This window comes from uncultured Roseibium sp. (assembly GCF_963675095.2).
GTDB lineage: Bacteria > Pseudomonadota > Alphaproteobacteria > Rhizobiales > Stappiaceae > Roseibium.
On record NZ_CAXXSJ010000041.1, the window covers coordinates 1 to 24991 of the forward strand.

Consider the following 24991-nt stretch of genomic DNA (forward strand, 5'->3'; position numbering starts at 1 on the left):
AGGGCGACATCGACTGCATGGTCGGCCGCCTGCCCTCGCTGGAACACATGGCCGGCGTCAGTTTCGAGCACCTCTACTCAGAAGCTCTGGTCTTTGTCGCCAGAAGAGGACATCCGCTTGCCGATGTTCCCAATCTCACGCTCAACGACATCGACCGGGAACTGGTGATCGTGCCCCAGCCGAACACGATCATCCGGCGGGAACTCAGCAAGTTCACCATCGGCCGGGGCATGGCCGAGTTCTCCAACAAGATCGAGACGGTCTCCTTCGAATTCACCCGGGCCTTCCTCGCCGCCCAGGATGCCGTCGCCTGCATGCCGCTGGGAGCTGTCCGCCAGGAGCTTGCCACCGGCCAGTTCGTCATCCTCGACATTCACGGCGAGGAACTGATCGGCTCCGTTGGCCTGTCCTACATGACCGGGCGAGACCTCTCGCCCGCCGCCGCCCAACTGGTCGAGATCCTGCGCGAGGAAGCCCGCGCCTACGTCTGAGCTTGAGATCAAGGCATAACATATTTGTTATATTACTGACGAGAACTCTATTATCGTGCGCGATCATCAGCGGATAGGTTGATCCGAAAGGCTCACAGAAGCCTGCGGGAGGACAAGCGGTATAACAGGCCCATCCGGCACACTCGTGTCCGGATTGTTTTGTTCCGGCTGACTTTCTTCCCTTTTCAGACTGTGGCATCGCCGCCGGTGCATGCTTTGAAACCAGGAGAGGTCATGCGGAAGACCAAGAACATTTTGTTCATCATGTTCGACCAGTTGCGCTGGGATTATCTGAGTTGTTATGGTCACCCCCATCTGAAGACACCGAATATCGACCGGCTGGCGCAAAAGGGTGTGCGGTTCGACCGGGCCTATATCCAGTCGCCGCTGTGCGGCCCGTCGCGCATGTCCACCTATACCGGCCGTTATGTGCACAGCCATGGCGCATCCTGGAACATGGTGCCGCTGAAGGTCGGTGAACGGACCATGGGCGACTATCTGCGCGACAACGGCATGGGCTGCTGGCTGGTCGGCAAGACCCACATGGCAGCAGATGCCGAAGGCATGCGCCGTCTCGGCCTGGAACCCGACAGCGCCATCGGCGCCCGCGTCGCCGAATGCGGTTTCGACATCTACGAGCGCGATGACGGCATGCGTCCGGAAGGCCCGGACGGTCTTTACGACCCGGGCGGTGCGCTCAAATACAACGAATATCTCCGCTCCAAAGGCTATGACAGTGACAATCCCTGGCACGACTATGCCAATTCCGGGATCGACGACGACGGTAATGTCCTGTCGGGATGGTTCCTGAAGAATTCCGACGAACCGGCCAACATCGCCGAACAGGACAGCGAAACGCCCTACCTGACCCGGCGCGCCATGGAATTCATCGAAGAAAAGGGCGATCAGCCCTGGTGCTGCCACCTGTCCTATATCAAGCCGCACTGGCCCTATATCGTGCCGGCGCCTTATCACGACATGTACGGGCCGGAAGACTTCCTTCCCGCCGTCCGGAGCCAGGAGGAATTCGACAACGCCCATCCGGTGTTCAAGGGCTTCATGATGGCGCCGGTCGGACGGGCGTTCTCGCGCGACGACATTCGAGACAAGGTGCTGAAGGCCTATATGGGCCTGATCAAGCAGTGCGACGATCAGATGGGCGTTCTGTTCGACTGGCTGGAGAGAACCGGGCGGATGGACGACACCATGATCGTGGTGACCTCCGATCACGGCGACTTCCTCGGCGATCACTGGCTCGGCGAAAAGACCTTCTTCCAGGACGCTTCCACGAAGGTGCCGCTGATCATATACGATCCGTCCACCGAGGCCGACGTCACCCGCGGAACCGTGTGCGATGACCTGGTCGAATGCATCGACCTGCTGCCGACCTTTCTTGAGGCCGCGGGCGGCGACGTCGCCGCCGTCGATCACATCCTGGAAGGCAAGTCGCTGATACCGGTCCTGCATGGCACGCAGGAGGGGCCGCTCCGGGACCATGTCATCTGTGAATACGATTATTCCGCAAGCCCGCTCGCCGGCAAGCTCGGCCTCGACCCGGCGGAAGCGCGCATGTTCATGATTGCGAATGAGAACTGGAAGCTGATCCATTTCGACGGTGGTTTCCGGCCCATGCTGTTCGACCTGAAGAACGATCCCGGCGAACTGGTCGACCTTGGAGAGAGCGAACAACTCCAGCCGGTGATCGACGAGCTTTACGAAAAGCTGTTTGCCTGGGCGCGGCGGCCGTCCCAGCGCACCACCATGTCCAGAAGCGAGTTCATCGGCGCCCGCGGCAAGGGCTCCGCGAAGGGCGTTCTCATCGGCATCGTCGACGAAGGAGACGTCCCGCCGCCCATATCCGCCAATTACGTGGGGCGGAAAGCGGAAGACCGCAGGGAGCGACACGAACAAGCCGGCGAATAAACGCCGGCAGAACGAAGAAAACGACTACAGTTCATCATTGGGAGGAAAACATGATGACATTGAAGAGACGGACATTCGGCGCATTGTCCTGCGCCGCCATGATCGCGTTCGGTTCCGGATCGGCCTTTGCCCAGGCGAACCTGACGGCCGAAACCTCGAGCCCGGGGAATTCGCCGCATCTGTCGGTCTTGCATCTGGCCGACATCCTCGGACGTGACGGCATCGCCAACCTGCAGGTTCAGGAAGGCCAGACGCTTACCAACTCGGTCCAGAACGTGGCTGAAGGCAAGACCGACATCGCAGCCATGCCGATCGTGCTCCATTTCCTGCTTGAAAAAGGCCGAGGCCCGTACTCGAAGCAGGGCGAAAACGGTGCCAAGCTCGCCGCCAATCTTCGCGCACTCTATCCCTATAACGCCGGCGCCTACGGCCTGTTCGCCCATTCCAGTTCGAATATCGACGAATGGTCCGATCTGAAGAACAAGACCGTGTTCAACGGCCCGCCGCGCGGCGCAGCACTTGTCAACGCCCGCCAGGCGATCCAGATGGCCGCCGGCTACAAGGACGGCGAGGACTACAAGGGAATGCAGGCCAACTGGGGACAGCTCGCCAACATCCTGGTTGACGGATCGGCGGACGCCTTCGTCGTGCCGCTGACCTTCCCGTCGGAACGCGTCACCGTTGCCCTGTCCGCTGGCAACTTGAACATCGTATCCACGCCGAAAGAGATTTTTGAAGGCGAAGCCTTCCAGAGACTACTCAAGGCGCCCGGAAACGTGCCGATCGTCGTGAAGTGGGAGAACATGGGCTACGGTGACGATCAGGGCGTGACCCTGATTTCGGAGGACGGCACCTTCCGCGGCATGGGCACCGCCTTTGCCGATGTCGTCAACAAGGACATGAGCAACGAGATGGCCAAGGCGATCACCGCATCGTACATCAAGTCGATGGAAGAGCTGAAGGTCAAGGCGCCCTATGCCAGGAACATCAATGTCGGCGTCCTGGACGAGAGGGACTCCGGTTTCTGTGGTGCTCTGTCGCTGAAGTACCATCCCGGAGCCGTGGAGGCCTGGGAAGAAGCCGGGTACACGATTCCCGACTGCGCGAAATAACCACGACGATATACGGCGGCGGGGGCTGCCCCCGCCTGTTTCACAATTGACTTTCACGGGTGAGGGCCGCCGGATAACTGGTGGCCCCACCCGGTACGCGTCGCGTCTTCAAACGCAGACGGATGGCGGCAGGGCCCGGACATGAACGCTGAAACGGAACAATCGCAACCAAAGTTTGGCAGACCGGACCGGTGGGCGGCCATCCTCGGCCTCGTGCTGGTGGTCATCGGCCTGTTGAACACGATCCCGTCCATTCCCGGGCTGGATGCGTTCTTTCAGAACATGACGGACAATCCGAATTTCGCGATCCGCAAGTACCCTTACGAGTTCCTCTATCCGCTCGCCTTCGTCATCATGATGACGGTGGTCGCGCTGAAGCATTCCTTCTATCGCAGCGCCATCAACCGCAGCCCGCTTTATAAGACCCTGTCTCTGGCGATGGACATCGCCCTGGTGGCCACCGCCATCATCATCGCCCTGTCCTACCTGATCGAAATCGATTCCGTCTGCCTGGTCGACCAGATCACCGGCGAGCGCGCCCGGCTGATCGCCAAAGCATTGCAGGAAGAAAAGGAATTCGCCGAACTCTACGGCTTGCCCGTCCCGACCAGCGTCGATGACCCGGCCTGCATCAACAACCTCGGCATCTGGATCTTTGCGGTCGTCGGCGGCGCGATCACGGTGTTCCTGGCCTATAACGTCCGTGTCTGGGGCTTCCCGCTGGTCGCCGTCGCGATCGCGATTGCCGCCTATACCATGATCACGATCCTGATCTGGTACGTGTTCGGCGCCGACGACATGAACAAGTACCTGATCACCAAACTGGGCGGCGAGCCCAGGCTGCTGATGGACGGCCGGCCCAATGTCGAGGACATCCTGGTCAACAATGCCCAAGGCCTGCTCGGCCGGTTCATGGGCATTCTCCTGAACACCGTCTTTCCCTATATCGTGCTCGGCTCCCTGTTCGGCATTTCCGCCGGCGGCCAGTCCCTGATCAAGATCGCCTTCCTGTGGACTCGGCGACTGCGCGGCGGCCCAGCCCATGCGGCCATCGTCTCGTCCGCCATGTTCGGCACCATCTCCGGCGGACCTGTGGTCAACGTGTTGTCGACCGGCGTCCTGACCATTCCGATGATGCTGAAGCGCGGCTTTTCCAAGATATTCGCCGGCGGCGTCGAGGCAGCCGCCTCCAGCGGCGGGCAGATCATGCCGCCGGTGATGGGGGTCGCGGCCTTCGTGCTTTCGGCAATGACGGTCGTGCCTTACCGCGAGGTGATCATCGCCGCGGTCATCCCCGCGCTTGCCTATTTCGGCTGCCTGTTCCTCTCCGTCGTCTTCCAGGCGCGCAAGCAGGGGATTCAGGCGGTCGGCGAACTGACCGCCGACATGAAGCTGACCCGCGAGGACTGGCTGCACCTGATCATGATCGTGGCGCCGATCCTGCTGATCCTGTTCCTTCTGGTCACACCGAAGGAAGCGATCGGCTGCGGCCCCATCGCCTCGCTGATCGGGATCGAGACCATCGTGGAGAACGGCACCTGCCGGGCAGAACATCTGCCCTGGCTGTTCCTGCTCGTCCAGAATTCGGCAGGCGACGCAGGCTCCGCGGGCTGGTGGGCGACCGCCCTGCTCGCCGTGCTGTTCTTCCTCGACAAGGACATCCGCAAGCAGCCGTCCAAGCTGCTGAAGGCCTTTTCCGACGCCGGTATCCTGATCAGCACGCTCTACCTGATGTTCCTCGCCGTCTCGGTGATCGACTTCTGCCTGAACTTCACCGGCCTGTCCGGTTTCATCGCCCGCGACATGCTCAACGTGCTGCGCAGCTTTGGAACCGAACTCCAGTCCGGCGGCGTCTTCCTGTTCATGGCGCTGGCCGTGACCATGGTGCTCGCAATCCTGCTCGGCATGGGCATGCCCACGGTTCCCGCCTATATCAACGTGGCGCTGCTGATGGGACCGATGATCATCGGCCTGGGGATCGCCACCTTCACCGCGCACATGTTCATCTTCTTCTTCGCCGTGGCGTCGGCGATCACGCCACCAGTGGCAGTGGCGGCCTTCGCCGCCGCGTCGATCACGCGGGCGGATCCCATGGCGACAGGCTTTTCGGCGGTACGCTCCGGCATCGTGATGTTCGTGCTGCCGTTCGTATTCGCCTTTTATCCGGAGCTGCTTCTGATCGATGCCGCCAAGCTCGACCCGGGCGCAACGGCAGGCAGCGCGGACTTCATTGCCGGCTACACATCCGGAATCGATTGGGGCGGCTTGATCTACGTGCTCGCCCGGCTGGCGGTGGCGCTTTACTTCCTCTCAAGCGCCCTGGCCCGCTTCGACGCCCGGAAGATGGGAGGAGCGGAGGTGGTCCTGCGCTTCGGGCTGGCCGTGCTCGTCCTGATGCGCGACCCGATGATCGCGCTGCCGGCCCTGGCCATCGCGGCACTCTATCTCGGCTGGCACTGGATATCGGCACGGTCGCACCAGAGGCTAGAGCATCCTGCGTTCAAGTGAACGCAGACCAGATGCTCTAACGTTTTAAGATCGATCAACTTTTCTGCTTTCATGTATTCCTACATGAAAGCAGGTTGATCTAGCGCTGACCGATCAGGCCTGAGTGTTTTGTGGTCGGGTCAGTTCACTTGCTGCCGACGCCGTGGGAATTGTCGGCCGCCCGCATTTCATGGGGCGTGGCAACGCCATCCCGATTGGCGTCCGCAATGGAAAAGGCATAGCTGTAAAGGCTCAGGAAACGGATCTTCTTTGCCGTTTTCGAACCGGAACTGGCCATGGCCTGGATGAAGGTCTTGAATTCCTGCGGCGTCAGGACCCGGTCCTTGTTCGTATCAGCCTTCATAAAGGCACTGATTTCGGTCTTGGTCGGATTCAGGTCGAGAGCCTTCGCAGAAAGCGGGCTGAAGCCGCCAACGAAAAGGAAGGGTACCAACCAAAGGAAAGTCCGAGCCCACATGTCCTATGCCCTCTTAAGCCGGGTAACTGATCCATCTTATCTAAAGGCGGGTTAGAAACAGACTGTTGTGGCAATTTTCGGGCACGAGTTTCCCGGATTTCCCCACCTAGCCGCAAAGTCAGCCGGAGCGGCCATCGGCCCGGGTTATCCGATCCGTGCCGCTATGCTCTTGGTCTTGCAATAGGACTTGATGCCCTCGATCCCTTTTTCCCGGCCGAAACCGGACTTCTTGTTCCCACCGAAAGGCACCTCGATACCACCGGCAAAATATTCGTTGATGAAGATCTGACCCGCATCGATCTTGCGGGCAAGCTGGTGTGCCTTGGCGAAATCACTTGTGTAGATGCCGGCGACCAGCCCGTACTGGCAATCGTTGGCAAGTGCGAGCGCATGATCCGCATCATCGGCCACCTGTACGGTCAGAACCGGACCGAAGATTTCTTCCTGGACCACTTCATCGGTTTGCCCGGCCTTGTCGATGATGGTCGGCTCATAGAACCAGCCCTTGCCCGTTTCCGGATCCGTGGCCACGGCACCGCCCACGGCAATGTCGGCACCGTTGGCACGGGCGCGATCGACAAAGCCGGCGATCTTCTCAAGATGGGCGGCCGAGTTCACCGGCCCCATATCCGGATTTCGCAGGCCATGCCCCAGTTTCAGTGTCCTGGTCCGCCTGACCAGCTCCTCGACGAACCCGTCATGAATGCCGCGTTCAATCACAAGCCGTGAGCCTGCGGAACAGATCTGGCCGGCATTCTCGAAAATTGCGCCCATCACCCCGTCCAGGGCCTTCTCCCGGTCGCAGTCATCCAGAATGACCACGGGCGATTTTCCGCCCAGTTCCAGAACGACCCGCGTAACCTCGCGCGCAGCCGCGGTCATCACAGCCTGGCCAGTCGTTACCGAGCCGGTGAAGGTGATGTGGTTCACATCCGGGTGGCTCGTCAGTGGGGCGCCGACCTCCGCACCCGTTCCGGTCACCACATTGCACACCCCGTGCGGCAGGCCGGCCTGAACCAGGATCTCCGCCAGCATAAGGGCGGTAAACGGCGTCTGTTCCGCAGGCTTCGCCACGACCGTGCAGCCGGCGGCGAGCGCCGGTGCAAGTCCGCGTGCCGTTGTCGAAATCGGAAAGTTCCATGGAATGATATGGGCCGTCACACCCACCGGCTCATGGATCGAATAGCCCAGATAGTCAGGCGCGAGCGGAAAGCTGTCGCCCTGAAGCTTGTCGCAGGCCCCGGCGTAATACTCGAAGCAGCGCGCCGCCCCGCGCACATCGCCCAACGCCTCGTTGAGCGGCTTGCCGCTGTCAAGGCTTTCGGCGACGGCGAGCCGGTCCAGGTTCTCCAGGATAAGCGCGGACGCCCGCAGCAGGATACGGGCACGCTCGACCGGCGCCGTATCCCGCCACACGCTTTCAAAAGCCCGGCGCGCACTTTCCACCGCCTGATCCACATCCGCCTTCGTCCCGGCGGCAAAGGCGGCGAAGGCTTCGCCCCTACCGGGGTCGAAGCTTTCCATGCTCTGGTTGTGGGACGGACGGCTAAACCCGCCATCAATGAAGTGACCGTCGGGAAGTCCGGCAAGCGTACCGGTCTTGAGAACTTCGGCGGCGAGCTTTTCTGCTGTCGACATGGTCACGCTTCGACCTCGCTGATCTGATAGGCGGACTTCGCCAGCCATTCCGGATGGATCTCCACACCCCAGCCGGGCGCATCGGTGACAGTGACATGGCCGTCGACGACCTCATAGGGATCGGATGCGAAGAGGCCGTATTGCCAGGGATAGTAGTCCCCTTCCTCGATGGAAAATTCGAGATATTTGCCCGGGTTCGGAATGGCCCGCAGCAGGTGCATGGTGAACATCGTCACCAGCGACAGGTTGGCCGCATGCGGCGTGCAGGGAATGCCCGCCTCATGGGCCATCTGCGCCACCTTCATAGTGCGCAGCATGCCGCCGAGATAACACACGTCCGGCTGGATGATATCCACCACATAGCCGTCGATCATCCGTTTCCAGTCAACCAGGGAACAGTCCTGTTCGCCGCCGGTCACGTCGATGTCGAGCGCATCGGTCACCTGCTTGGTCTGGTCGTAATGCCAGTAAGGGCACGGCTCTTCGTAATGGGAGATGCCGTTGGCCTCAAGGAACCGGCCGATCTCGATCGCCTTGGCCGGCGAATAACAAGAATTGGCATCGACCAGGAGCTGGGTCTCGTCCGAAAACGCCTTGCGCATGCCCGGAACGATGGCCTCGGTCCGGCCGGGCCACTCGTCCTGGTCATGGCCGCATTCGGCACCGATGCGGAACTTGAAGGCCGTGAATCCGAATTGGTCCTGATGCCTTTTCAGCCGGGCCACCTCGTCTTCCGGCGTGATGTCCCGCTTCATGGAAGACCCATAGGCCCGAACTTTGCCCGGCGTGCCACCGAGCAGTTCGCACACCGGCTTGCCTTCCAGCTTGCCGCGCAGGTCATAAAGTGCCGTATCCAGCCCGCCCATGGCCCTGCGCAGATAGGATCCGGGGAACTTGTGCTCCTTTTCCGGAATGCTCTCCATCAGGGAGGCGATATCGAAGGCGTCCTGTCCGAGCGCATAGGGCGCGACCTGCCGGTGGATCACCTGCGCCGTGATATCGGCGTAGTAAGGCGCCACCTGTCCCCACCCTTGAGCCCCCGTATCCGTGGTCACACGGACAAAGCAGACGAACGGGTCGGTGAAGGTTTCTATCGAACGAATTTTCATGATCGGTCCACGTTTCTGGCCCGCAAAATTATGCGGCTCGGCAACTCGGGCTTGCAAAACTAGTCAGAATTGGCCCTGTTAGTAGATCCGTTTTGGGGAAACTGTCATACCAATTTGCGAGCCTGCCATGAAACGACATGCCGGTGCTGTTCTCTCGTCGATCCGGATCGATGACGCCTCAGACCGGCGGAAGTCGGTCCAGCTCTATATGGGGCTCAGGGAACTCCTGCTGTCCGGCGGCCTCAGCCCCGGCGACCGGATGCCCGCCACACGAACGCTGGCGCAGGAGCTCGGCGTGTCGCGCACGACGGTGATCGACGCCATCGACCGGCTCGTCTCGGAAGGTCTGCTGGAATCGCGCGTCGGCGCCGGCACCTATGTCAGCGAAGCCCTCGCGGCCCAGCAGAAACTGGCCTCGCTCCCGAGCGGTTCGAAGGGCCAGATCGCCGAGCCCCGCCTCTCCCATGCGGCGATCCACGCCGTGCCGGTCTTTTCTCCGCGCAGCCGCCTGCCGCACAAGTCCGCGCCCTTCATCACCGCCCTTCCGGCCCTCGACGCCTTTCCCATGGCCCAGTGGGCCAGGTTGTCCGCCCGCCACTGGCGCAAGGACCGGGATCATGTCACCGGATACGGAGAAGCCTTCGGCTACGGCCGCCTGCGAACAGCGATCGCCCAGCAGCTCAACGCGTCGCGCGGCATCAAATGCGACCCGGACCAGATCTTCATCGTCAACGGTGCCCAGCATGCCTTCTCGCTGATCAGTGCGATGCTGGTGAACCCGGGCGAAGCGGTGTGGTTTGAAAACCCCGGCGCGATCGGTGCCCGCAATGCTTTTATCGCAAACGGCGCGAAACTCGTTCCGGTTCCCATCGACGCGGACGGCATCTGTGTTCACGAGGGCCTCGAAAAAGCGCCTTACTTCCGGCTGGCCTTCGTCACCCCGTCCCATCAGCAACCGCTCGGGCATGTCATGAGTCTCAGCCGCCGGCTGGCCCTGCTGCAGGCGGCCAAGGACGCGGACGCCATGATCGTCGAGGACGACTATGACGGCGAATTCTATTACGGCGACCAGCCGCCGCCGACCCTGAAGAGCATCGACACCCAGGAACGCGTCATCTACGTCGGCACCTTCTCCAAATCGCTGTTCCCGTCCCTGCGGCTCGGCTTCATCCTGTCGCCGGCGGGTCTGGTGGAAAGCCTGAGAAGGGTCTACAGCGCCTGGCAGAGCGGCGTCCCGACGGCGACACAGGCGATCGTCGCCGACTTCATGGACGAAGGCATGTTCGCCACCCACATCCGCACCATGCGCCAGATCTACAAGGAGCGCCACGACACCCTGCTCGACGCCGCCCGCCAGCTGAAAGACCGGATCGATGTGCAGCCCACAAGGAGCGGGTTTCATGCCGTCGGATTTCTGAAAAACGGTCTGTCGGAGGAAGAGGTCGTCCGCAAATCCGGTGATGCCGGCGTCGTCACCGCCGGTCTTGGCCGCTATGCCCTGACGCCTATCCCGCAACAGGGTGTCGTTCTCGGTTTCGGCAGCACGCCGCCCGACGACATCCGCAAGGGGGTTGAAACGCTTCGAAAGATCCTTGGCTGATATCCTGCATCAATTTGCTGAATTGGTCTGAAAAAATATCTGCAATGGATATATTTCACAGTCCAATTGCCACCTAAGCTTTTCTCATTGTCGTAAATATTGGTTAGACGCAAATATCGGTGTCGATTGCATTGAAGGGAGCAGACAATGTCGATCAAGACGACCGTAGCCGGGCTTCTGGCTGCAACTATGCTGGCGGGAGCAGGTTCCGCACACGCTGAAACCCTGCGGCTTCTGACCTGGGGGTCATATGCGCCGGAAGAACTGATCCAGAAATTCGAAACCGAGTATCCGGATATCGATGTCGAGGTGACCTTTTCCAACAACGAGGAAATGATCGCCAAGCTTCGGGCAACCGGCGGTGCAGGTTTCGACCTTGCCCAGCCGAGCCACGACCGCATCTACGCGGCCCAGCTGGAATACGACATCTACAAACCGATGGATCTGTCCAAGATCGACACCAGTGTCATGCAGCCCAGCCTTCTGGAAGGCGTGAAAGCCAACACGACGATCGACGGCGAAGTCTACGCCGTGCCGCATCAGTGGGGCACCTCGGGCCTGATGGCCGACAAGTCCGCGGCCCCCGAAGTCAAGGGCTGGGGCGACCTGTGCGATCCGAAATACAAGGGCAAGACCTCGATGCGCCTGAAGCGCACGATCCTGCTCGGCACGGCCTTCGCCATGGGCGATGACCCGTTTGCGGCCTATGCGGATCTCGACAAGTATCAGACCATCCTCGACAAGGTCGCGGACAAGCTGATCGCCTGCAAGGACAACATCAAGGCCTACTGGAACAGCGGCGACGACCTGTCCGCCATGATGCTGTCGGGTGAGATCGTTGCTTCTGAGACCTGGGACTCCACCGCCTACAAGCTCTACGCCCAGAACAGCAACATCGTCTTCGTTCCGCCGGCAACCGGCGCGCTTGCCTGGATCGACACCTTCGCTCTTCCCCGCAAGGGCAAGGCCGACGACGCAGCCTACAAGTGGATCAACTTCGTGCTGCGCCCGGAAAACGTGAAGATCATGTCCGCCAGCACCGGCTCGATGGCTTCCGTCAAGGGCGCCAAGGATCTGCTGCCTGACGACAAGAAGGCTGCCGTGAACGCTGCCTTCACCGATGCGGATATCGACAACCTGAAGTTCTTCGCCAACATTCCTCCCGGTGTCGAGGACATGGAAGGCCGTACCCTTGAGAAGATCAAGGCGGCAACCGGCGGATAAGACCGGGTTCCGGTAACAGTCCGGATGACCTCCCGAAATGGGGGATGCCGCCCGCAGGTGGCATCCCCCGGTCCGCCTAAGGGTCCTGACCCTAAGGGTACGGACTTATAAAATTCTGCTTTCAGGCCGGCGAGACCCCATGACGAATACCCCGACTTACGATCTTGAGTGCATTGACATCACCAAATCCTTCGGGCCCATTCGCGCCGTCAAAGGCGTCTCCTTCAATATTCCAAGCGGTTCCTTTTTCTCCATTCTCGGCCCGTCCGGCTGCGGCAAGACCACGTTGATGCGCATGATCGCAGGCTTCGAGGAGCCGGGCAGCGGCGACATCAGGATCAAGGGCCGATCCGTGCTCGGTACCCCACCCAACAAGCGCAACGTCAAGATGGTGTTCCAGCATCTCGCGCTGTTTCCGATGATGAACGTCTTTGAGAACATCGCCTACGGACTGCGCTGCAACGGCGTGAAGAACGCCGAGATCAAGGCCAAGGTGCAGGACGTCCTGGAACGCATCGCCCTGCCCGATGTGGCGGAGCGCGAGATCCATCAGCTTTCCGGCGGCCAAAAGCAGCGCATCGCGATTGCGCGCTGCATGGTGCTCGATCCGGACGTGCTGCTGCTCGACGAACCGCTCGGCGCGCTTGACCTGAAGCTGCGCGAAGCCATGAAGATCGAGCTCAAGCAGCTTCAGCACCAGTTCAACACGACCTTCATCTACATCACCCACGACCAGTCGGAAGCCCTCGTCATGTCCGACCATGTGGCGATCATGAACCAGGGGATATTCGAGCAGATCGGCACGCCCCAGGAGCTCTATCACAAACCCGAAACCGCCTTCGTCGCCGGCTTCGTCGGCGACAGCAACCGCTGGTCCGGAAAGGTCAAGGCAAGCGACGGCAGTGGCGGAACGGTCGAGACCGAACAGGGTCTCCAGATGACCTTCACCGCAGCGGGTGGCGTTAAGATTCCCGAAGGCACAGCCGTCGACGTCTTCATCCGCCCGGAATTTATCCATACCGTCCGCCGGTCCGCGGCCGACGGTGTTCCGGGCGACGCCGACAACCGCATGGACGGCACCGTCGACAGTCTGCTGTTCAACGGCGCCAACAGCCGGGTTCTCGTCCGCAGTTCCAGGGGCGAACTGATCGAGGCCGATGTCACCCTGACCGGCCACGACGATCTGAAGCCGGGCGAAGAGGTCTGCCTCTACTGGTCGTCCCGGCAGGCCATGTGCTTTGCATCTGAAAGGCCGGCCTGATGCAGCAGAAAGATTTCAGGCGCCTCGCGCTGATCCTGCTGTTCGCCCCGTTCGCGCTCTGGATCATCCTGCTGATCGTCCTGCCCCATATCGGCATCATTGCTCTGTCTCTTCGCGAGAAGGTCGCGCCCAGGGTCTATGAGTTCGGCTTCGGCAACTACCTGGATTTCCTGCACGAGCCGATCTACTGGAACACCCTTCTGCGCACCGGCTCCATGTCGTTGCTGGTGACCGCACTGGCTCTGCTGATCGGCTTTCCGATCGCCTATTACATTGCCAAGCTCGCCGGCAATCGCACCCGCGGCGCCCTGTTCCTGCTCTGCCTGATCCCGCTTTGGGTGAGCGACCTGATCCGCGCCTACGGCTGGATCCTGCTCTTGCGGGAAACCGGCGTCTTCTCATCGTTTCTGCAATGGGCAGGCCTCGTCGATCAGCCGATCGAGTTCCTCTACAACGATGCCACCGTCATCATGGGCCTCGTCTACACGGTGATCCTGTTCATGATCGTACCGCTGGTCTCCACCCTCGACGGCATGGACAATTCCATGATCGAGGCCGGCTACAATCTCGGCGGCAACGGATTTACCGTTTTGCGCCGGATCATCATTCCCTATGCCATGCCCGGCATCGTCTCCGGCTGCATCGTTGTCTTCATGCTGACCGCCGGCTCCTACCTTACGCCCATCCTGCTCGGCGGCAAGAATTCCAGCTGGTTCACCGAACAGATCTACAACCAGTTCATTACCCGGTTTAACTGGGAGGCAGGCGCGGCCTTCGGCATGCTGCTACTTCTGTTCACATCGGTCGTCATCTGGCTCGGTCTGAAGCTGAGCGGCCAGACACTCGCCAACACCGTTGCGAAGAGCTGAGGAGGACGGCTGATGCTTGCAACAAACAAGGCCACACCGTTCCTTTGGGGCTACCGGCTTTATGTGATCGCGTTTTTCGTCTTCCTGGCCGCGCCGCTCGTCGCGGCAAGCGTGTTCGCCTTCAACGACAGCGTGTTTCCCGCCCTGCCCTGGCAGGGCTTCACCCTCGACTGGTTCTTCAACGACAGCGAACCCAAACTCGGCATGTTTCATGACCGGCGTCTTCTGCGCGGCATCTACTATTCCTTCGTGATCGCCGCCCTTGTCGCCACGCTCTCCGTGACTGTCGGAACGACAAATGCCTTCCTGTTCGTGCGCGGACAGTTCCCGGCCAAGAACTTCTTCTACATCGTGATGGTCGTGCCGCTCGTCATCCCGGGCGTCATCCTCGGCATTTCGATCCTGGTGCTGGCCAGCAACACGGCCAACTTCATGGAAAACCGGTACGACTTCGAGCTGGAACTCCTCAGACCCGGCATCTTCCTTGTGGTCATGGGCCAGTTCTCCTTCATCACCACGATTACGTCTCTCGTCATCACCGCACGGCTGAAGAAATTCGATGAGAGCATGGAAGAAGCTGCACTCAACCTCGGCGCCTCCCGCGCCCGGGTGCTCAGGACCATCACCCTGCCGTACCTGCGGCCTGCGATGATCGCGGCCGGCATCGTCGCCTTCCTCGTCTCGTTTGAGAACTTCAACACCACCCTGTTCCTGGTGGGATCGGAAGCGCCGCTGACCATCACCATGTATGACCGGGTGGCCAAGGTCGGCTCCACCCCCGTCCTGAATGCGGTCTCCTTCGTCCTGATCATCGGCTCGGGACTCCTCGCCCTCATTTCCATTCTCGTTCAGCGCGACAAGAGCGTCCGGTGGGCACCAAATGCGTGAGTTCGATTTCGTCGTTGTCGGTGCCGGCTCGGCCGGCGCGGTTCTGGCCGACCGCCTGTCGGAAAGCGGCAAGTTCAGCGTCTGCCTGCTGGAGGCCGGCGGGACGGACAAGAACCTGTGGATCTGGATGCCGATCGGCTACGGCAAGGCCTTCTACAATCCGAAGCTCAACTGGATGTACCGCACCGAGCCCGAGCCGGCGCTGAACGGGCGGGAGGGCTACTGGCCGAGAGGCAAGGTGCTGGGCGGGTCGAGTTCGATCAACGCCATGGTCTTCATCCGCGGCCAGCACGAAGACTTCAACGACTGGGAAGCGCTCGGAAATCCGGGCTGGGGTTGGAACGACGTCCTGCCCGTCTTCAAGCGGTTCGAGACCTATGAGGCCGGCGCCGACGCCTATCGCGGCGGCAACGGCCCGGTTTACGTCTCTCGCCAGCGCCGTGACGTGCATCCGCTCTGCGACACCTTCATCGAGGCGAGCGAACAGGCCGGCTTCCGGCGCAACGCCGATTTCAACGGCGCGGATCAGGAGGGTGTCGGCCTTTACCAGATCACCGCGAAGGATGGGTTCCGGATGTCGACGGCCCGGGCCTATCTGTCCAAGGCGAAACGGCGTTCCAACGTCACGATCGTGACCCACGCCCATGCGACCCGTGTCCTTCTGGACGGAACCCGCGCGACAGGCGTCGCCTATCGCCGCGGCGGACGGGAAGAGACGGTCACAGCCCGGCGCGAGGTCATCCTGAGCGCCGGTGCGGTCACCTCGCCCCGGCTGCTGATGCTCTCCGGCATTGGTCGTCCCGACGATCTCAAGGCGAAGGGTATCGACGTCGCGGTCGCCCGCAACGGCGTCGGCTGGAACCTGCAGGATCATCTCGGCATGGACTATCTCTACCGGTCCAGGGTACCGACCCTGAACAACCTGCTTTACCCGTGGTGGGGCAAGCTTCTGCAGGGCATGCGCTATGTGCTCACCCGCCGCGGCCCCCTGTCGCTCAGCGTCAACCAGGCCGGCGGCTTCGTGAAGTCCAACCCGGACACGAAGCGGCCGAACATGCAGCTTTACTTTTCACCCGTGAGCTACACCAAGGCCCCAAAGGGCAAGCGCCCGCTGATGAATCCGGATCCCTTTGCGGGCTTCCTCCTCGGTTTCCAGCCGACACGGCCCACCAGCCGAGGACGCATCACGCTCCGATCCGCCGACCCGATGGATCTGCCCGAAATCCATCCGAACTCGCTGAGCACGGAGCAGGATGTCACCGAGATGGTGGAAGGCTGCAAGCTGATGCGCAAGATCGCTTCCGCGCCCGCCATGCAGGCCGTGATCGAAAGCGAAATCGCACCCGGTCCGCAGGTTCAAACCGACGAGGACATGGTGGCGGATATTCGCGAGCGCTGCTCCACCGTCTTCCATCCGGTCAGCACCTGCCGGATGGGTCCAAACCCGGAGGTCGATGTGGTCGACGCCCGGCTGCGGGTCTACGGCGTGGACAACCTCCGGGTCGTTGATGCCTCCATCTTTCCGACGGTAACGTCCGGCAACACCAACGCCCCGACGATCATGGTCGGCGAAAAGGGTGCCGATCTCATCCTGGCAGATCATCAGGTAGGCTGAAGATCACCGGGTTTCTCAGGAACCAAGCACATGCAGGCCGCAGACCTCTTCTCGGAAACCTTCAAGGCCGAACCCTATTGGTGGCAGACCGGCCGAGCGACGGACTTCCGGTCGGCGGAATTGCCGGCCGAAGCGGATGTCGTCATCATCGGTGCCGGATACACTGGGCTCAACGCGGCCCTGCAGACCGCGCGCGAAGGCCTGTCGACCCTGATTATCGACGCCGAAGAAGCCGGATGGGGCTGCAGCACCCGCAACGGAGGTCAGGTTTCCACCAGCATCAAGCCGGATTACGCCACCCTCGCGCGCCGCTATGGAGCCGAGATCGCCATCGGTATCCTTGAAGAAGGCCAGGCCTCGCTGGACTATATGCACCAGCTCGTCCGCGACGAAGCGCTCGACTGCGACTTCCGCTCGGTCGGCCGCTTCCACGGCGCGCACAAGCCGCATCTTTACGACAAGCTCGCGAAGGAATGCGCGGCCGGTCACAAGGTCTGGAAGAACGACGCCTTCATGGTCCCCAAGTCCGAGATGGCGAGAGAACTCGACACCGAGGCCTATCACGGCGGCATGGTCTTTCCCCATCACTGCAGCATCGATGTCGGCAAGTACCACCCGGCTCTGCTCGCCCGTGTTCTGGCGGCCGGCGCGAAGGTGAAAAGCCACTGCCCGGTCGTCTCCCTGGAACGCCTCGGAACCGGCTTCATGGTCGAGACGGCCGAAGGCAAGGTGAAAGCCGGCAAGGTCATTCTCGCGACCAGCGGCTACACCGGCCCGATCTCGCCCTATCACCAGCGGCGGATCATTCCGATCGGGTCCTATGTCATCGCTACAGAGGTCATCCCGCAGAACCTTGTCGACCGGCTTTTCCCGACCGACCGGATGCTCTCCGACACCCGCAAGCTGGTCTACTACTACCGCCTGTCGCCGGACCGGAAGCGGGTTCTGTTCGGCGGACGCGTCTCCTTAAGCGAGACCGATCCGAGAAAGAGTGCGGTCAAGCTGCACCGCGACATGGTCGCCCTGTTTCCGGAGCTGCGCGACATCCAGATCAGCCATTCCTGGATGGGCTTCGTCGGCTATACCTTCAACACGCTTGCCCATTGCGGCGAGGACAAGGGCCTCTATCACGCCATGGGCTATTGCGGCTCGGGTGTCGGCATGGCGAGTTATCTGGGAATGCGCATGGGGAGGAAGGCAGCCGGAACGGAAACCGCGCCGTCGGCACTGGAGCGCATCTCCTTCCCGACCCGGCCGCTTTATTCCGGCAATCCGTGGTTCCTCGCCCCCTCGGTCCTGGTCTACCGCCTCCGCGACCGCATCGGCATTTGACCTGACGGCGGGCCGGCCGACGGTGCTTGAGGACAGGCCCGGTCAATCGGCGATATGCACGTCGACGCCCCACTCCCGGCAGCGGGCCTCAAGGCGGCTTGGCAGCGGCTGATCGGTGAAGAAAGCGTCCACATCGGCAAGCGAGGCGATCCGGGCCGGAGCGCTGCGCTTCAGCTTGGAATGATCGGCGACGAGAAAGGTCTTGCGCGAACGGGCGATGATCGTCTGGCTGACACCCACTTCCTGAATATCGAAATCGAGAAGATCGCCGTCCTCGTCCAGCGCCGAACAGCCGATCACGGCCAGGTCGAATTTGAACTGCTCGATCGTGCTGATGGTCAGGTTGCCGATCAGGCCGCCGTCGAACCGCCGCAGCACGCCGCCCGCCACGATGATCTCGCAATCCTTGTTCGCAACGAGGATGTTCGCGATGTTCATGTTGTTGGTGATGACCATCAGGCTGCGATGGCGCAACAGCTCCCGGGCGACCGCTTCGGTCGAAGTGCCGATGTTGAGAAACACGGACGCGCCTTCGGGGATCTCGCGGGCACAGGCCCGGGCGATGGCCGCCTTGCCGGCATCGTTCAGGTTCCGCCGTTCCTCGTAGCCGATATTGGAAACGCTTGAGGGCAGCACGGCCCCGCCGTGCACCCGCTCCAGCCGTCCGCTATCGGCCAGTTCCGAAAGATCCCGGCGGATCGTTTGCACCGTGACACCCAGACGGTCCGCCAGTCCCTCGACCGTCACCTTTCCTTCGGCACGCGCGATTTCGAGAATTTCCGGCAGCCTGAATGCCTGAGACATGCAATGTTCCCTTTTTCGCGAAGACTATGCGAATTTTTTCCATTCAAGGCAAGAATCGATCTGTTTTGCGAGATATTCAGGCCAATCGAACCCGATTATCGCGTTGAGTGCAGCCATTGACGCCAAACCAATACACCATAAGTCCGCACAACCGCGAAAGTTCTCTTTTTTCGAATTGACGCAACAAGAACCGCGCTTTCGCCTTCAATAAAGAAACAAAACGAAAAATTCCGAATAAATTCGATTGACTCCCTGCAACCCCCTGTGGTTCGATCCGCCCATCAACTTTCGGGTGGGAGGCCCATGTGGCGCAGTCAAAAGGCAAAAGCCAGACCTGCGATCTGTTCATTATCGGCGGCGGTATCAACGGGTGCGGAATCGCACGCGATGCGGCCGGACGAGGCCTGTCCGTCGTTCTGGCGGAAATGAACGACCTTGCCTCCGCCACGTCTTCGTCATCGACCAAACTGTTTCACGGCGGCCTGCGTTATCTCGAATATTTCGAAATCCGTCTGGTCCGCGAGGCACTGATCGAGCGGGAAACGCTTCTCAAGGCGATGCCGCACATCAGCTGGCCTATGCGCTTCGTCCTTCCCCTCTACGCGGACATGCGCTTTGAGGGCTCGACGCCGACCTCGCGCATTCTGAACATCGTCATGCCCTGGATGAAGGGCCGGCGCCCGGCCTGGCTGATCCGCCTCGGGCTGTTCCTCTATGACAACCTCGGCGGCCGCAAGATCCTGCCCGGCACGGCCTCGCTCAGCCTCAAGGGCACGCCGGAAGGCGCGCCGCTGCAGGACAGGTTCGAACGGGCCTACGAATATTCCGACTGCTGGATCGAGGATTCCCGGCTCGTCGTCCTGAACGCCCGCGACGCGGTTGCCCGCGGCGCGAAGGTTCTGGTGCGGACCAGGGTTCTCAAGGCGCAGCGCGTCGAAGACAGCTGGGAGATCGAACTCGAAGACACCGAAACCGGTAAGCGCAGCCAGGTCCACGCGAAGATGCTGGTGAATGCCGGCGGCCCCTGGGTCGGCGACATCATCCACAACACCATCCATGTCGACAGCCGCGAAGGCGTTCGCCTCGTGCGCGGCTCGCACATCGTCACCCGGCGTCTCTACGACCACGACAAGTGCTACTTCTTCCAGGGAACCGATGGGCGGATCATTTTCGCGATCCCCTACGAGACCGACTTCACCCTGATCGGGACGACCGATTCCGAACATCCGGATCCGTCGGTAAAGCCGGTCTGCACCTCCGAGGAACAGCAATATCTGGTCGACTTCGCCAACCAGTACTTCAAACGGAATATCTCCGTCGACGACATCGTCTGGACCTATTCCGGCGTCCGGCCGCTTTACGACGACGGCGCCTCGTCCGCCACGGCCGCGACCCGCGACTACACGCTGAAGATCGACGACGAAGGCGGCGCACCGCTTCTGAATGTCTTCGGCGGCAAGATCACCACCTATCGCCGGCTGGCCGAAGGCTCCCTGGAGAAAATCCTGCGCTACTTCCCCGACCGGACGGGCGCCTGGACCGCAGGCGTTCCCCTGCCCGGCGGTGATTTCCCCGTCGGCGATGTCGGCGCGCTGATCGCCCGCCTTCAGGCCCGTTACCCGTTCCTGAACGACTTCTGGGCACGGCGGCTGGTAAAGGCCTACGGCACCGAGGCCTGGCAGGTGCTCGGATCGGCAACGGCGAAAACGGACCTGGGACAGGACTTCGGCGCGACGCTGTCGGCGCGCGAAGTCGAATGGCTGATGGAAAAGGAATTCGCTCGGACGGCCGAGGATGTTGTGTGGAGGCGCAGCAAGCTCGGTTTGCGAATGACCGAAAACGAGATCGCCACGCTGGAGGCGTGGATGAAGAACGAGACCGCGCAACGGAGCAGAGCGGCGGCGGAATAGTCTGGGAGGACGACAATGACTTTGAGACTGGAGGGGGTGTCAAAGGTGGCGGGTCGCCAGACCCACATCCACCCCACCGACCTCGAACTGAAAAACGGCACTATGAACGTCCTGCTCGGCCCGACGCTGTCGGGAAAGACGACGCTCATGCGCCTCATGGCCGGTCTCGATGTGCCGAATACCGGACGTGTCTTCTGGAACGATGAAGACGTCACCGGCGTCCGCGTCCAGAAGCGCAACGTCGCCATGGTCTATCAGCAATTCATCAATTACCCATCGATCACGGTCTACGAGAACATCGCCAGTCCTCTCCGTCTTGCGGGCAAATCCAAAGCGGACATAGACGCCGCAGTCCGCAAGACGGCCGACCTGATGAAGCTGACCCCCATGCTGGAGCGCAAGCCGCTGGAACTGTCCGGCGGCCAGCAGCAACGCTGCGCGCTTGCCCGCGCTCTGGTGAAGAACGCAGGCCTTGTTCTCCTGGACGAACCGCTGGCCAACCTCGACTACAAGCTGCGCGAAGAACTGCGCGTCGAGATCCCGAAGATCTTCGAGGAGGCCGGCTCGATCTTCGTCTATGCGACGACCGAACCGGAAGAGGCCCTGCTGCTCGGCGGCAATACGGCGACGCTCTGGGAAGGCCGGGTCACCCAGTTCGGCCCGACACCGGACGTCTACCGCCGGCCGGTCGACGCCACCACCGCGCGGGTCTTCTCCGATCCGCCGATGAACTTCCTGCAGATCTCCAAGACCGGCCGCAAGCTGATGTTCGGCGACGGCCAGTCGGCCCCTGCCACAGGCAAGCTCGCCGAACTTGCCGACGGCCGCTACACCGCCGGCTTCCGTCCCAACCACCTGGAGATTTTCCAGCACACGCCGGACGCCATGGAGTTCACCGCGCGCCTTGCGGTGACCGAACTGACCGGCTCGGAAACCTTCGTCCATCTGGACCATCACGGCGAACGCTGGGTGGGCCTCCTGTTGGGCGTTCACGACCTGGCCCTGGGCGAACCGCTTAAGGTCTGGCTAAACCCGGCTCATGTCTACATTTTCGGCGAGGATGGCCATCTGGTCGCACCCGCCGCCTACGCGCTGGCGGCTTGAGGAGGACGGGACCATGGCAAAGATCACTCTTGAAAATCTGGCACATTCCTATCTGCCGCATCCCACCGGCGAGGACGACTACGCCCTGAAGGAACTGAACCACGTCTGGGGCGACGGCGAGGCCTATGCCCTGCTCGGCTCCTCCGGCTGCGGCAAGACCACGCTGCTCAACATCATTTCCGGCCTGTTGAAGCCGAGCCAGGGACGCATCCTGTTCAACGACAGGGATGTGACCGGCGCGCCGACGGTGGCACGCAACATTGCCCAGGTGTTCCAGTTCCCGGTCGTCTACGACACCATGACCGTGCGCCAGAACCTGGCCTTCCCGCTGAAGAACCGCGGCGCCGATGCCTCCTATGTCGCCAGCCGAGTGCAACAGATCGCTGAGATGATCGGCATGGAAGCCGAGCTCGACCACAAGGCGCGCGGCCTGACCGCCGATGCCAAACAGAAGATCAGTCTCGGCCGCGGCATGGTCCGTGAGGACGTCAATGCGCTCCTGTTCGACGAACCGCTGACGGTGATCGATCCGCATATGAAATGGGAGCTGCGCACCCAGCTGAAGTCGCTCCACCGCGAGTTCGGCCACACCATGATCTACGTCACCCACGACCAGACCGAGGCGCTCACCTTCGCCGACAAGGTCGTGGTCATGTACGACGGCCGCGTGGTGCAGATCGGAACGCCGGAAGAACTGTTCATGACGCCCGAGCACACGTTTGTGGGCTACTTCATCGGCTCGCCCGGCATGAACGTCATGCCCGCGCAGATCGAGGGCGACAAGGCCTATATCAACGGCTCGTATCTGCCGCTCGGCAAGGGCTACGGCAAGCTCGAAGGCAAGGTGGAAATCGGCGTGCGTCCGGAATTCGCGCGGCTCTCCCAGAACGAAGGCCTGCCGGTGAAGATCCGCCGGGTCGAGGACGTCGGCCGCCACAAGATCGTCCGCGCCGAGTTCTTCGGCAACGACATCAACATCATTGCCGAGGAAGACGAACAGATCAGCGCGGACATGAACCGCATCAGCTTCGTACCCGAACGGGTGAACGTCTACGCCGACGGCTGGCGCGTGGAAGGGGAGGCAGCGTGATGGAAAAGACCGTCAACCAGCGTGCCTGGTTCCTTGTCCTGCCGGTTCTGGCGCTCGTCGCCTTCTCCGCGGTGATCCCGCTGATGACCGTGGTGAACTATTCCGTCCAGGACACCTTCGGCAACAACAAGTTTTTCTGGGCCGGAATCGAATGGTTCCGGGAGCTGCTTGAAAGCGACCGCATGTGGGATGCACTCGGGCGTCAGGCGGCCTTCTCGGCGATCATCCTCGCCATCGAGGTGCCGCTCGGCATCCTCGTGGCGCTGAACATGCCCAAGCGCGGCTTCTGGGCCTCGTTCTGCCTCGTCGTCATGTCCCTGCCGCTGCTCATTCCGTGGAACGTGGTCGGCACCATCTGGCAGATCTTCGGCCGCGTCGACATCGGGCTTCTGGGCTACACGCTGGAAGCGCTCGGCATTCCCTATAACTACACGCAAGGCTTCTTTGCCGCATGGGCGACCGTGGTCGTCATGGACGTCTGGCACTGGACCTCGTTGATCGCGCTGCTTGCCTATGCCGGCCTGCAGTCCATTCCGGACGCCTATTACCAGGCCGCCAAGATCGATCAGGCGAGCCGCTGGAAGATCTTCTGGTACATCGAATTGCCGAAGATGCGCGGCGTCCTGATGATCGCCATCCTGCTGCGTTTCATGGACAGCTTCATGATCTACACCGAGCCCTTCGTCGTCACCGGCGGCGGGCCCGGCAACTCGACCACCTTCCTGTCGATCGACCTCGTCAAGATGGCGCTCGGCCAGTTCGACCTCGGTCCGGCCGCTGCGTTCTCGATCATGTACTTCCTGGTGATCCTGCTGATTTCCTGGGTGTTCTACACCGTCATGACCAATCTCGACAAAGCGGAGCGCGTCCAATGACCGACGTTGCCGTCCCCCCCGCCGCCTCGCGCGGCCTCGCCCTGCCCGGGATCAACAGCAAGGCGGTCGTGATGACGCTCTACCTGCTGTTCCTGATGCTGCCGATCTACTGGCTCCTGAACATGAGCCTCAAGACCAATTCGGAGATCCTGTCGACCTTCTCGCTCTGGCCGCAGAACCTGACCTTCGCCAATTACGCGACGATCCTGACCGATCCAAGCTGGTACATGGGCTATGTCAACTCGTTGATCTACGTGGTCATGAACATGGTGATTTCCGTGACCGTGGCCCTGCCGGCGGCCTACGCCTTTTCGCGCTACAGCTTCATGGGCGACAAGCACCTGTTCTTCTGGCTGCTGACCAACCGCATGGCCCCGCCGGCGGTGTTCGCCCTGCCCTTCTTCCAGCTCTACAGCTCCATCGACCTGTTCGACACCCACATCGCCGTGGCGCTGGCCCACTGCCTGTTCAACGTGCCGCTGGCGGTCTGGATCCTGGAAGGCTTCATGCGCGGCGTGCCGAAGGAGATCGACGAGACGGCCTATATCGACGGCTACAGCTTCGGCCGCTTCTTCGTGAAGATCTTCATGCCGCTGATCGCGTCGGGCATCGGCGTCGCCGCCTTCTTTTGCTTCATGTTCAGCTGGGTGGAGCTGCTGTTGAGCCGGACGCTGACCAGCGTCAACGCCAAGCCGATCGCCGCCACCATGACCCGCACGGTTTCCGCATCCGGCCTCGACTGGGGCGTTCTGGCGGCGGCCGGCGTGCTCACCATCGTGCCCGGCGCGCTCGTCATCTATTTCGTCCGCAACTACATCGCCAAGGGCTTCGCCCTGGGGCGCGTGTAGCCGGACCCGGGAGGAGACCGACCCATGGAATGGATGGCCTGGACATATCCGACCGCGATCTTCTTCGCAGTCATCGCATTGCTGCTCGTCACCTTCACGGTGCTGGCGATCCGGTTTCCGGAAACGCCGCGGGTCGGCGTGCTCCGCATAGAGACGACCCGGGGAGATCGTCTCTTCATCACCTTGCTCGGCTCGGCCTTCATCAACCTGGCCTGGCTCGCACTTGTCGGCGTATCGCAACCCTATGCGCTGATCGTTTGCCTGATCTATGCCGCGGCGGTTTTCCGCTGGGTGTAGTTGAGGGGATAAACCGGCAGCCCTGGACAGAAAAAC

21 protein-coding genes are annotated in these 24991 nt (G+C 61.6%); 17 read left to right on the top strand and 4 right to left on the bottom strand.

Going from position 1 to position 24991, the window contains the following annotated elements; translation table 11 throughout:
- The 4 genes from ABIN98_RS15280 to ABIN98_RS15295 form a co-directional block, all read left to right on the top strand.
- Positions 1 to 491, top strand: a 491-nt coding sequence (locus tag ABIN98_RS15280; RefSeq protein WP_346911318.1) for a LysR substrate-binding domain-containing protein, incomplete at its 5' end; no start/stop codon positions are given.
- A 234-nt stretch (positions 492 to 725) separates the two neighbouring features.
- Entirely contained in the window at positions 726 to 2414 is a 1689-nt protein-coding gene (locus tag ABIN98_RS15285; RefSeq protein WP_346911320.1) for an alkaline phosphatase family protein, read from the top strand.
- A 50-nt stretch (positions 2415 to 2464) separates the two neighbouring features.
- Positions 2465 to 3526 carry a TAXI family TRAP transporter solute-binding subunit gene (locus ABIN98_RS15290; RefSeq protein ID WP_346911322.1) on the top strand — a complete coding sequence of 354 codons (1062 nt, stop codon included), beginning with the start codon at positions 2465 to 2467 and terminating at the stop codon, positions 3524 to 3526.
- 141 nt (positions 3527 to 3667) lie between these two features.
- Entirely contained in the window at positions 3668 to 6034 is a 2367-nt protein-coding gene (locus tag ABIN98_RS15295) for a TRAP transporter fused permease subunit (RefSeq protein ID WP_346911324.1), read from the top strand.
- A 124-nt stretch (positions 6035 to 6158) separates the two neighbouring features.
- On the opposite strand, the gene ABIN98_RS15300 is transcribed toward ABIN98_RS15295, so the two are convergent.
- The 3 genes from ABIN98_RS15300 to ABIN98_RS15310 all read right to left on the bottom strand — a co-directional run bounded on the left by ABIN98_RS15300 (position 6159) and on the right by ABIN98_RS15310 (position 9238).
- On the bottom strand, positions 6159 to 6467 hold the full coding sequence (locus tag ABIN98_RS15300) for a hypothetical protein (protein ID WP_346911326.1): 309 nt from the start codon (positions 6465 to 6467) through the stop codon (positions 6159 to 6161).
- A gap of 168 nt (positions 6468 to 6635) precedes the next feature.
- Positions 6636 to 8129, bottom strand: a complete 1494-nt coding sequence (locus ABIN98_RS15305; protein ID WP_346911328.1) for an aldehyde dehydrogenase family protein — start codon at positions 8127 to 8129, stop codon at positions 6636 to 6638.
- A gap of 2 nt (positions 8130 to 8131) precedes the next feature.
- Positions 8132 to 9238, bottom strand: a complete 1107-nt coding sequence (locus tag ABIN98_RS15310) for a mandelate racemase/muconate lactonizing enzyme family protein (protein WP_346911330.1) — start codon at positions 9236 to 9238, stop codon at positions 8132 to 8134.
- A gap of 127 nt (positions 9239 to 9365) precedes the next feature.
- Between ABIN98_RS15310 and ABIN98_RS15315 the strand changes: the two genes are divergently transcribed.
- The 7 genes from ABIN98_RS15315 (at position 9366) to ABIN98_RS15345 (ending at position 18027) form a co-directional block, all read left to right on the top strand.
- The gene (locus ABIN98_RS15315; protein WP_346911331.1) at positions 9366 to 10838 is read left to right on the top strand and encodes a PLP-dependent aminotransferase family protein; all 1473 of its coding nucleotides are present in this window, start codon (positions 9366 to 9368) and stop codon (positions 10836 to 10838) included.
- 147 nt (positions 10839 to 10985) lie between these two features.
- A complete protein-coding gene (locus tag ABIN98_RS15320; RefSeq protein ID WP_346911333.1) occupies positions 10986 to 12062 on the top strand; it encodes an extracellular solute-binding protein in 1077 nt (358 codons plus the stop codon).
- A gap of 139 nt (positions 12063 to 12201) precedes the next feature.
- Positions 12202 to 13323 carry an ABC transporter ATP-binding protein gene (locus ABIN98_RS15325; RefSeq protein WP_346911335.1) on the top strand — a complete coding sequence of 374 codons (1122 nt, stop codon included), beginning with the start codon at positions 12202 to 12204 and terminating at the stop codon, positions 13321 to 13323.
- Positions 13323 to 14192 (top strand): ABC transporter permease, encoded by an 870-nt coding sequence (locus ABIN98_RS15330; protein WP_346911337.1) that lies wholly within the window; start codon positions 13323 to 13325, stop codon positions 14190 to 14192. Before ABIN98_RS15325 ends, ABIN98_RS15330 begins: the two co-directional genes overlap by 1 nt.
- A gap of 12 nt (positions 14193 to 14204) precedes the next feature.
- Positions 14205 to 15080, top strand: coding sequence for an ABC transporter permease (locus tag ABIN98_RS15335; protein WP_346911339.1), 876 nt, complete (start codon positions 14205 to 14207; stop codon positions 15078 to 15080).
- A complete protein-coding gene (locus tag ABIN98_RS15340; RefSeq protein WP_346911341.1) occupies positions 15073 to 16695 on the top strand; it encodes a choline dehydrogenase in 1623 nt (540 codons plus the stop codon). Before ABIN98_RS15335 ends, ABIN98_RS15340 begins: the two co-directional genes overlap by 8 nt.
- A gap of 30 nt (positions 16696 to 16725) precedes the next feature.
- A complete protein-coding gene (locus ABIN98_RS15345; protein ID WP_346911343.1) occupies positions 16726 to 18027 on the top strand; it encodes an FAD-binding oxidoreductase in 1302 nt (433 codons plus the stop codon).
- Between the two features lie 42 nt (positions 18028 to 18069).
- On the opposite strand, the gene ABIN98_RS15350 is transcribed toward ABIN98_RS15345, so the two are convergent.
- Positions 18070 to 18831, bottom strand: coding sequence for a DeoR/GlpR family DNA-binding transcription regulator (locus ABIN98_RS15350; protein ID WP_346911345.1), 762 nt, complete (start codon positions 18829 to 18831; stop codon positions 18070 to 18072).
- A 305-nt stretch (positions 18832 to 19136) separates the two neighbouring features.
- Here ABIN98_RS15350 and glpD point away from each other — a divergent pair, with 305 nt between their 5' ends.
- The 6 genes from glpD to ABIN98_RS15380 all read left to right on the top strand — a co-directional run bounded on the left by glpD (position 19137) and on the right by ABIN98_RS15380 (position 24955).
- Complete coding sequence (gene glpD, locus ABIN98_RS15355) at positions 19137 to 20741, top strand: glycerol-3-phosphate dehydrogenase (protein ID WP_346911347.1); 1605 nt, start codon at positions 19137 to 19139, stop codon at positions 20739 to 20741.
- Between the two features lie 15 nt (positions 20742 to 20756).
- Positions 20757 to 21845: an ABC transporter ATP-binding protein gene (locus ABIN98_RS15360; RefSeq protein WP_346911349.1), complete on the top strand. Its 1089-nt coding sequence runs from the start codon at positions 20757 to 20759 to the stop codon at positions 21843 to 21845.
- A 13-nt stretch (positions 21846 to 21858) separates the two neighbouring features.
- Positions 21859 to 22935: an ABC transporter ATP-binding protein gene (locus tag ABIN98_RS15365; protein ID WP_346911351.1), complete on the top strand. Its 1077-nt coding sequence runs from the start codon at positions 21859 to 21861 to the stop codon at positions 22933 to 22935.
- Positions 22935 to 23810 (top strand): sugar ABC transporter permease, encoded by an 876-nt coding sequence (locus ABIN98_RS15370; protein ID WP_346911353.1) that lies wholly within the window; start codon positions 22935 to 22937, stop codon positions 23808 to 23810. Before ABIN98_RS15365 ends, ABIN98_RS15370 begins: the two co-directional genes overlap by 1 nt.
- Positions 23811 to 23881: 71 nt before the next feature.
- Positions 23882 to 24658: a carbohydrate ABC transporter permease gene (locus ABIN98_RS15375; protein ID WP_346911498.1), complete on the top strand. Its 777-nt coding sequence runs from the start codon at positions 23882 to 23884 to the stop codon at positions 24656 to 24658.
- A 24-nt stretch (positions 24659 to 24682) separates the two neighbouring features.
- A complete protein-coding gene (locus ABIN98_RS15380; protein WP_346911355.1) occupies positions 24683 to 24955 on the top strand; it encodes a DUF2160 domain-containing protein in 273 nt (90 codons plus the stop codon).
- The last annotated feature ends 36 nt before the right edge of the window (positions 24956 to 24991 follow it).

Excerpts from the sequence above, each read along its gene's own strand:
- ABIN98_RS15370 (WP_346911353.1), top strand. The coding sequence starts at position 22,935 with ATGGAAAAGACCGTCAACCAGCGTGCCTGGTTCCTTGTCCTGCCGGTT.
- ABIN98_RS15320 (WP_346911333.1), top strand. The coding sequence starts at position 10,986 with ATGTCGATCAAGACGACCGTAGCCGGGCTTCTGGCTGCAACTATGCTG.
- ABIN98_RS15290 (WP_346911322.1), top strand. The coding sequence starts at position 2,465 with ATGATGACATTGAAGAGACGGACATTCGGCGCATTGTCCTGCGCCGCC.
- ABIN98_RS15325 (WP_346911335.1), top strand. The coding sequence starts at position 12,202 with ATGACGAATACCCCGACTTACGATCTTGAGTGCATTGACATCACCAAA.
- ABIN98_RS15365 (WP_346911351.1), top strand. The coding sequence starts at position 21,859 with ATGGCAAAGATCACTCTTGAAAATCTGGCACATTCCTATCTGCCGCAT.
- ABIN98_RS15335 (WP_346911339.1), top strand. The coding sequence starts at position 14,205 with ATGCTTGCAACAAACAAGGCCACACCGTTCCTTTGGGGCTACCGGCTT.
- ABIN98_RS15295 (WP_346911324.1), top strand. The coding sequence starts at position 3,668 with ATGAACGCTGAAACGGAACAATCGCAACCAAAGTTTGGCAGACCGGAC.
- ABIN98_RS15315 (WP_346911331.1), top strand. The coding sequence starts at position 9,366 with ATGAAACGACATGCCGGTGCTGTTCTCTCGTCGATCCGGATCGATGAC.
- ABIN98_RS15340 (WP_346911341.1), top strand. The coding sequence starts at position 15,073 with ATGCGTGAGTTCGATTTCGTCGTTGTCGGTGCCGGCTCGGCCGGCGCG.
- ABIN98_RS15305 (WP_346911328.1), bottom strand. The coding sequence starts at position 8,129 with ATGTCGACAGCAGAAAAGCTCGCCGCCGAAGTTCTCAAGACCGGTACG.
- ABIN98_RS15330 (WP_346911337.1), top strand. The coding sequence starts at position 13,323 with ATGCAGCAGAAAGATTTCAGGCGCCTCGCGCTGATCCTGCTGTTCGCC.
- ABIN98_RS15310 (WP_346911330.1), bottom strand. The coding sequence starts at position 9,238 with ATGAAAATTCGTTCGATAGAAACCTTCACCGACCCGTTCGTCTGCTTT.
- ABIN98_RS15285 (WP_346911320.1), top strand. The coding sequence starts at position 726 with ATGCGGAAGACCAAGAACATTTTGTTCATCATGTTCGACCAGTTGCGC.
- ABIN98_RS15345 (WP_346911343.1), top strand. The coding sequence starts at position 16,726 with ATGCAGGCCGCAGACCTCTTCTCGGAAACCTTCAAGGCCGAACCCTAT.
- ABIN98_RS15360 (WP_346911349.1), top strand. The coding sequence starts at position 20,757 with ATGACTTTGAGACTGGAGGGGGTGTCAAAGGTGGCGGGTCGCCAGACC.
- ABIN98_RS15380 (WP_346911355.1), top strand. The coding sequence starts at position 24,683 with ATGGAATGGATGGCCTGGACATATCCGACCGCGATCTTCTTCGCAGTC.
- ABIN98_RS15350 (WP_346911345.1), bottom strand. The coding sequence starts at position 18,831 with ATGTCTCAGGCATTCAGGCTGCCGGAAATTCTCGAAATCGCGCGTGCC.
- ABIN98_RS15375 (WP_346911498.1), top strand. The coding sequence starts at position 23,882 with ATGACGCTCTACCTGCTGTTCCTGATGCTGCCGATCTACTGGCTCCTG.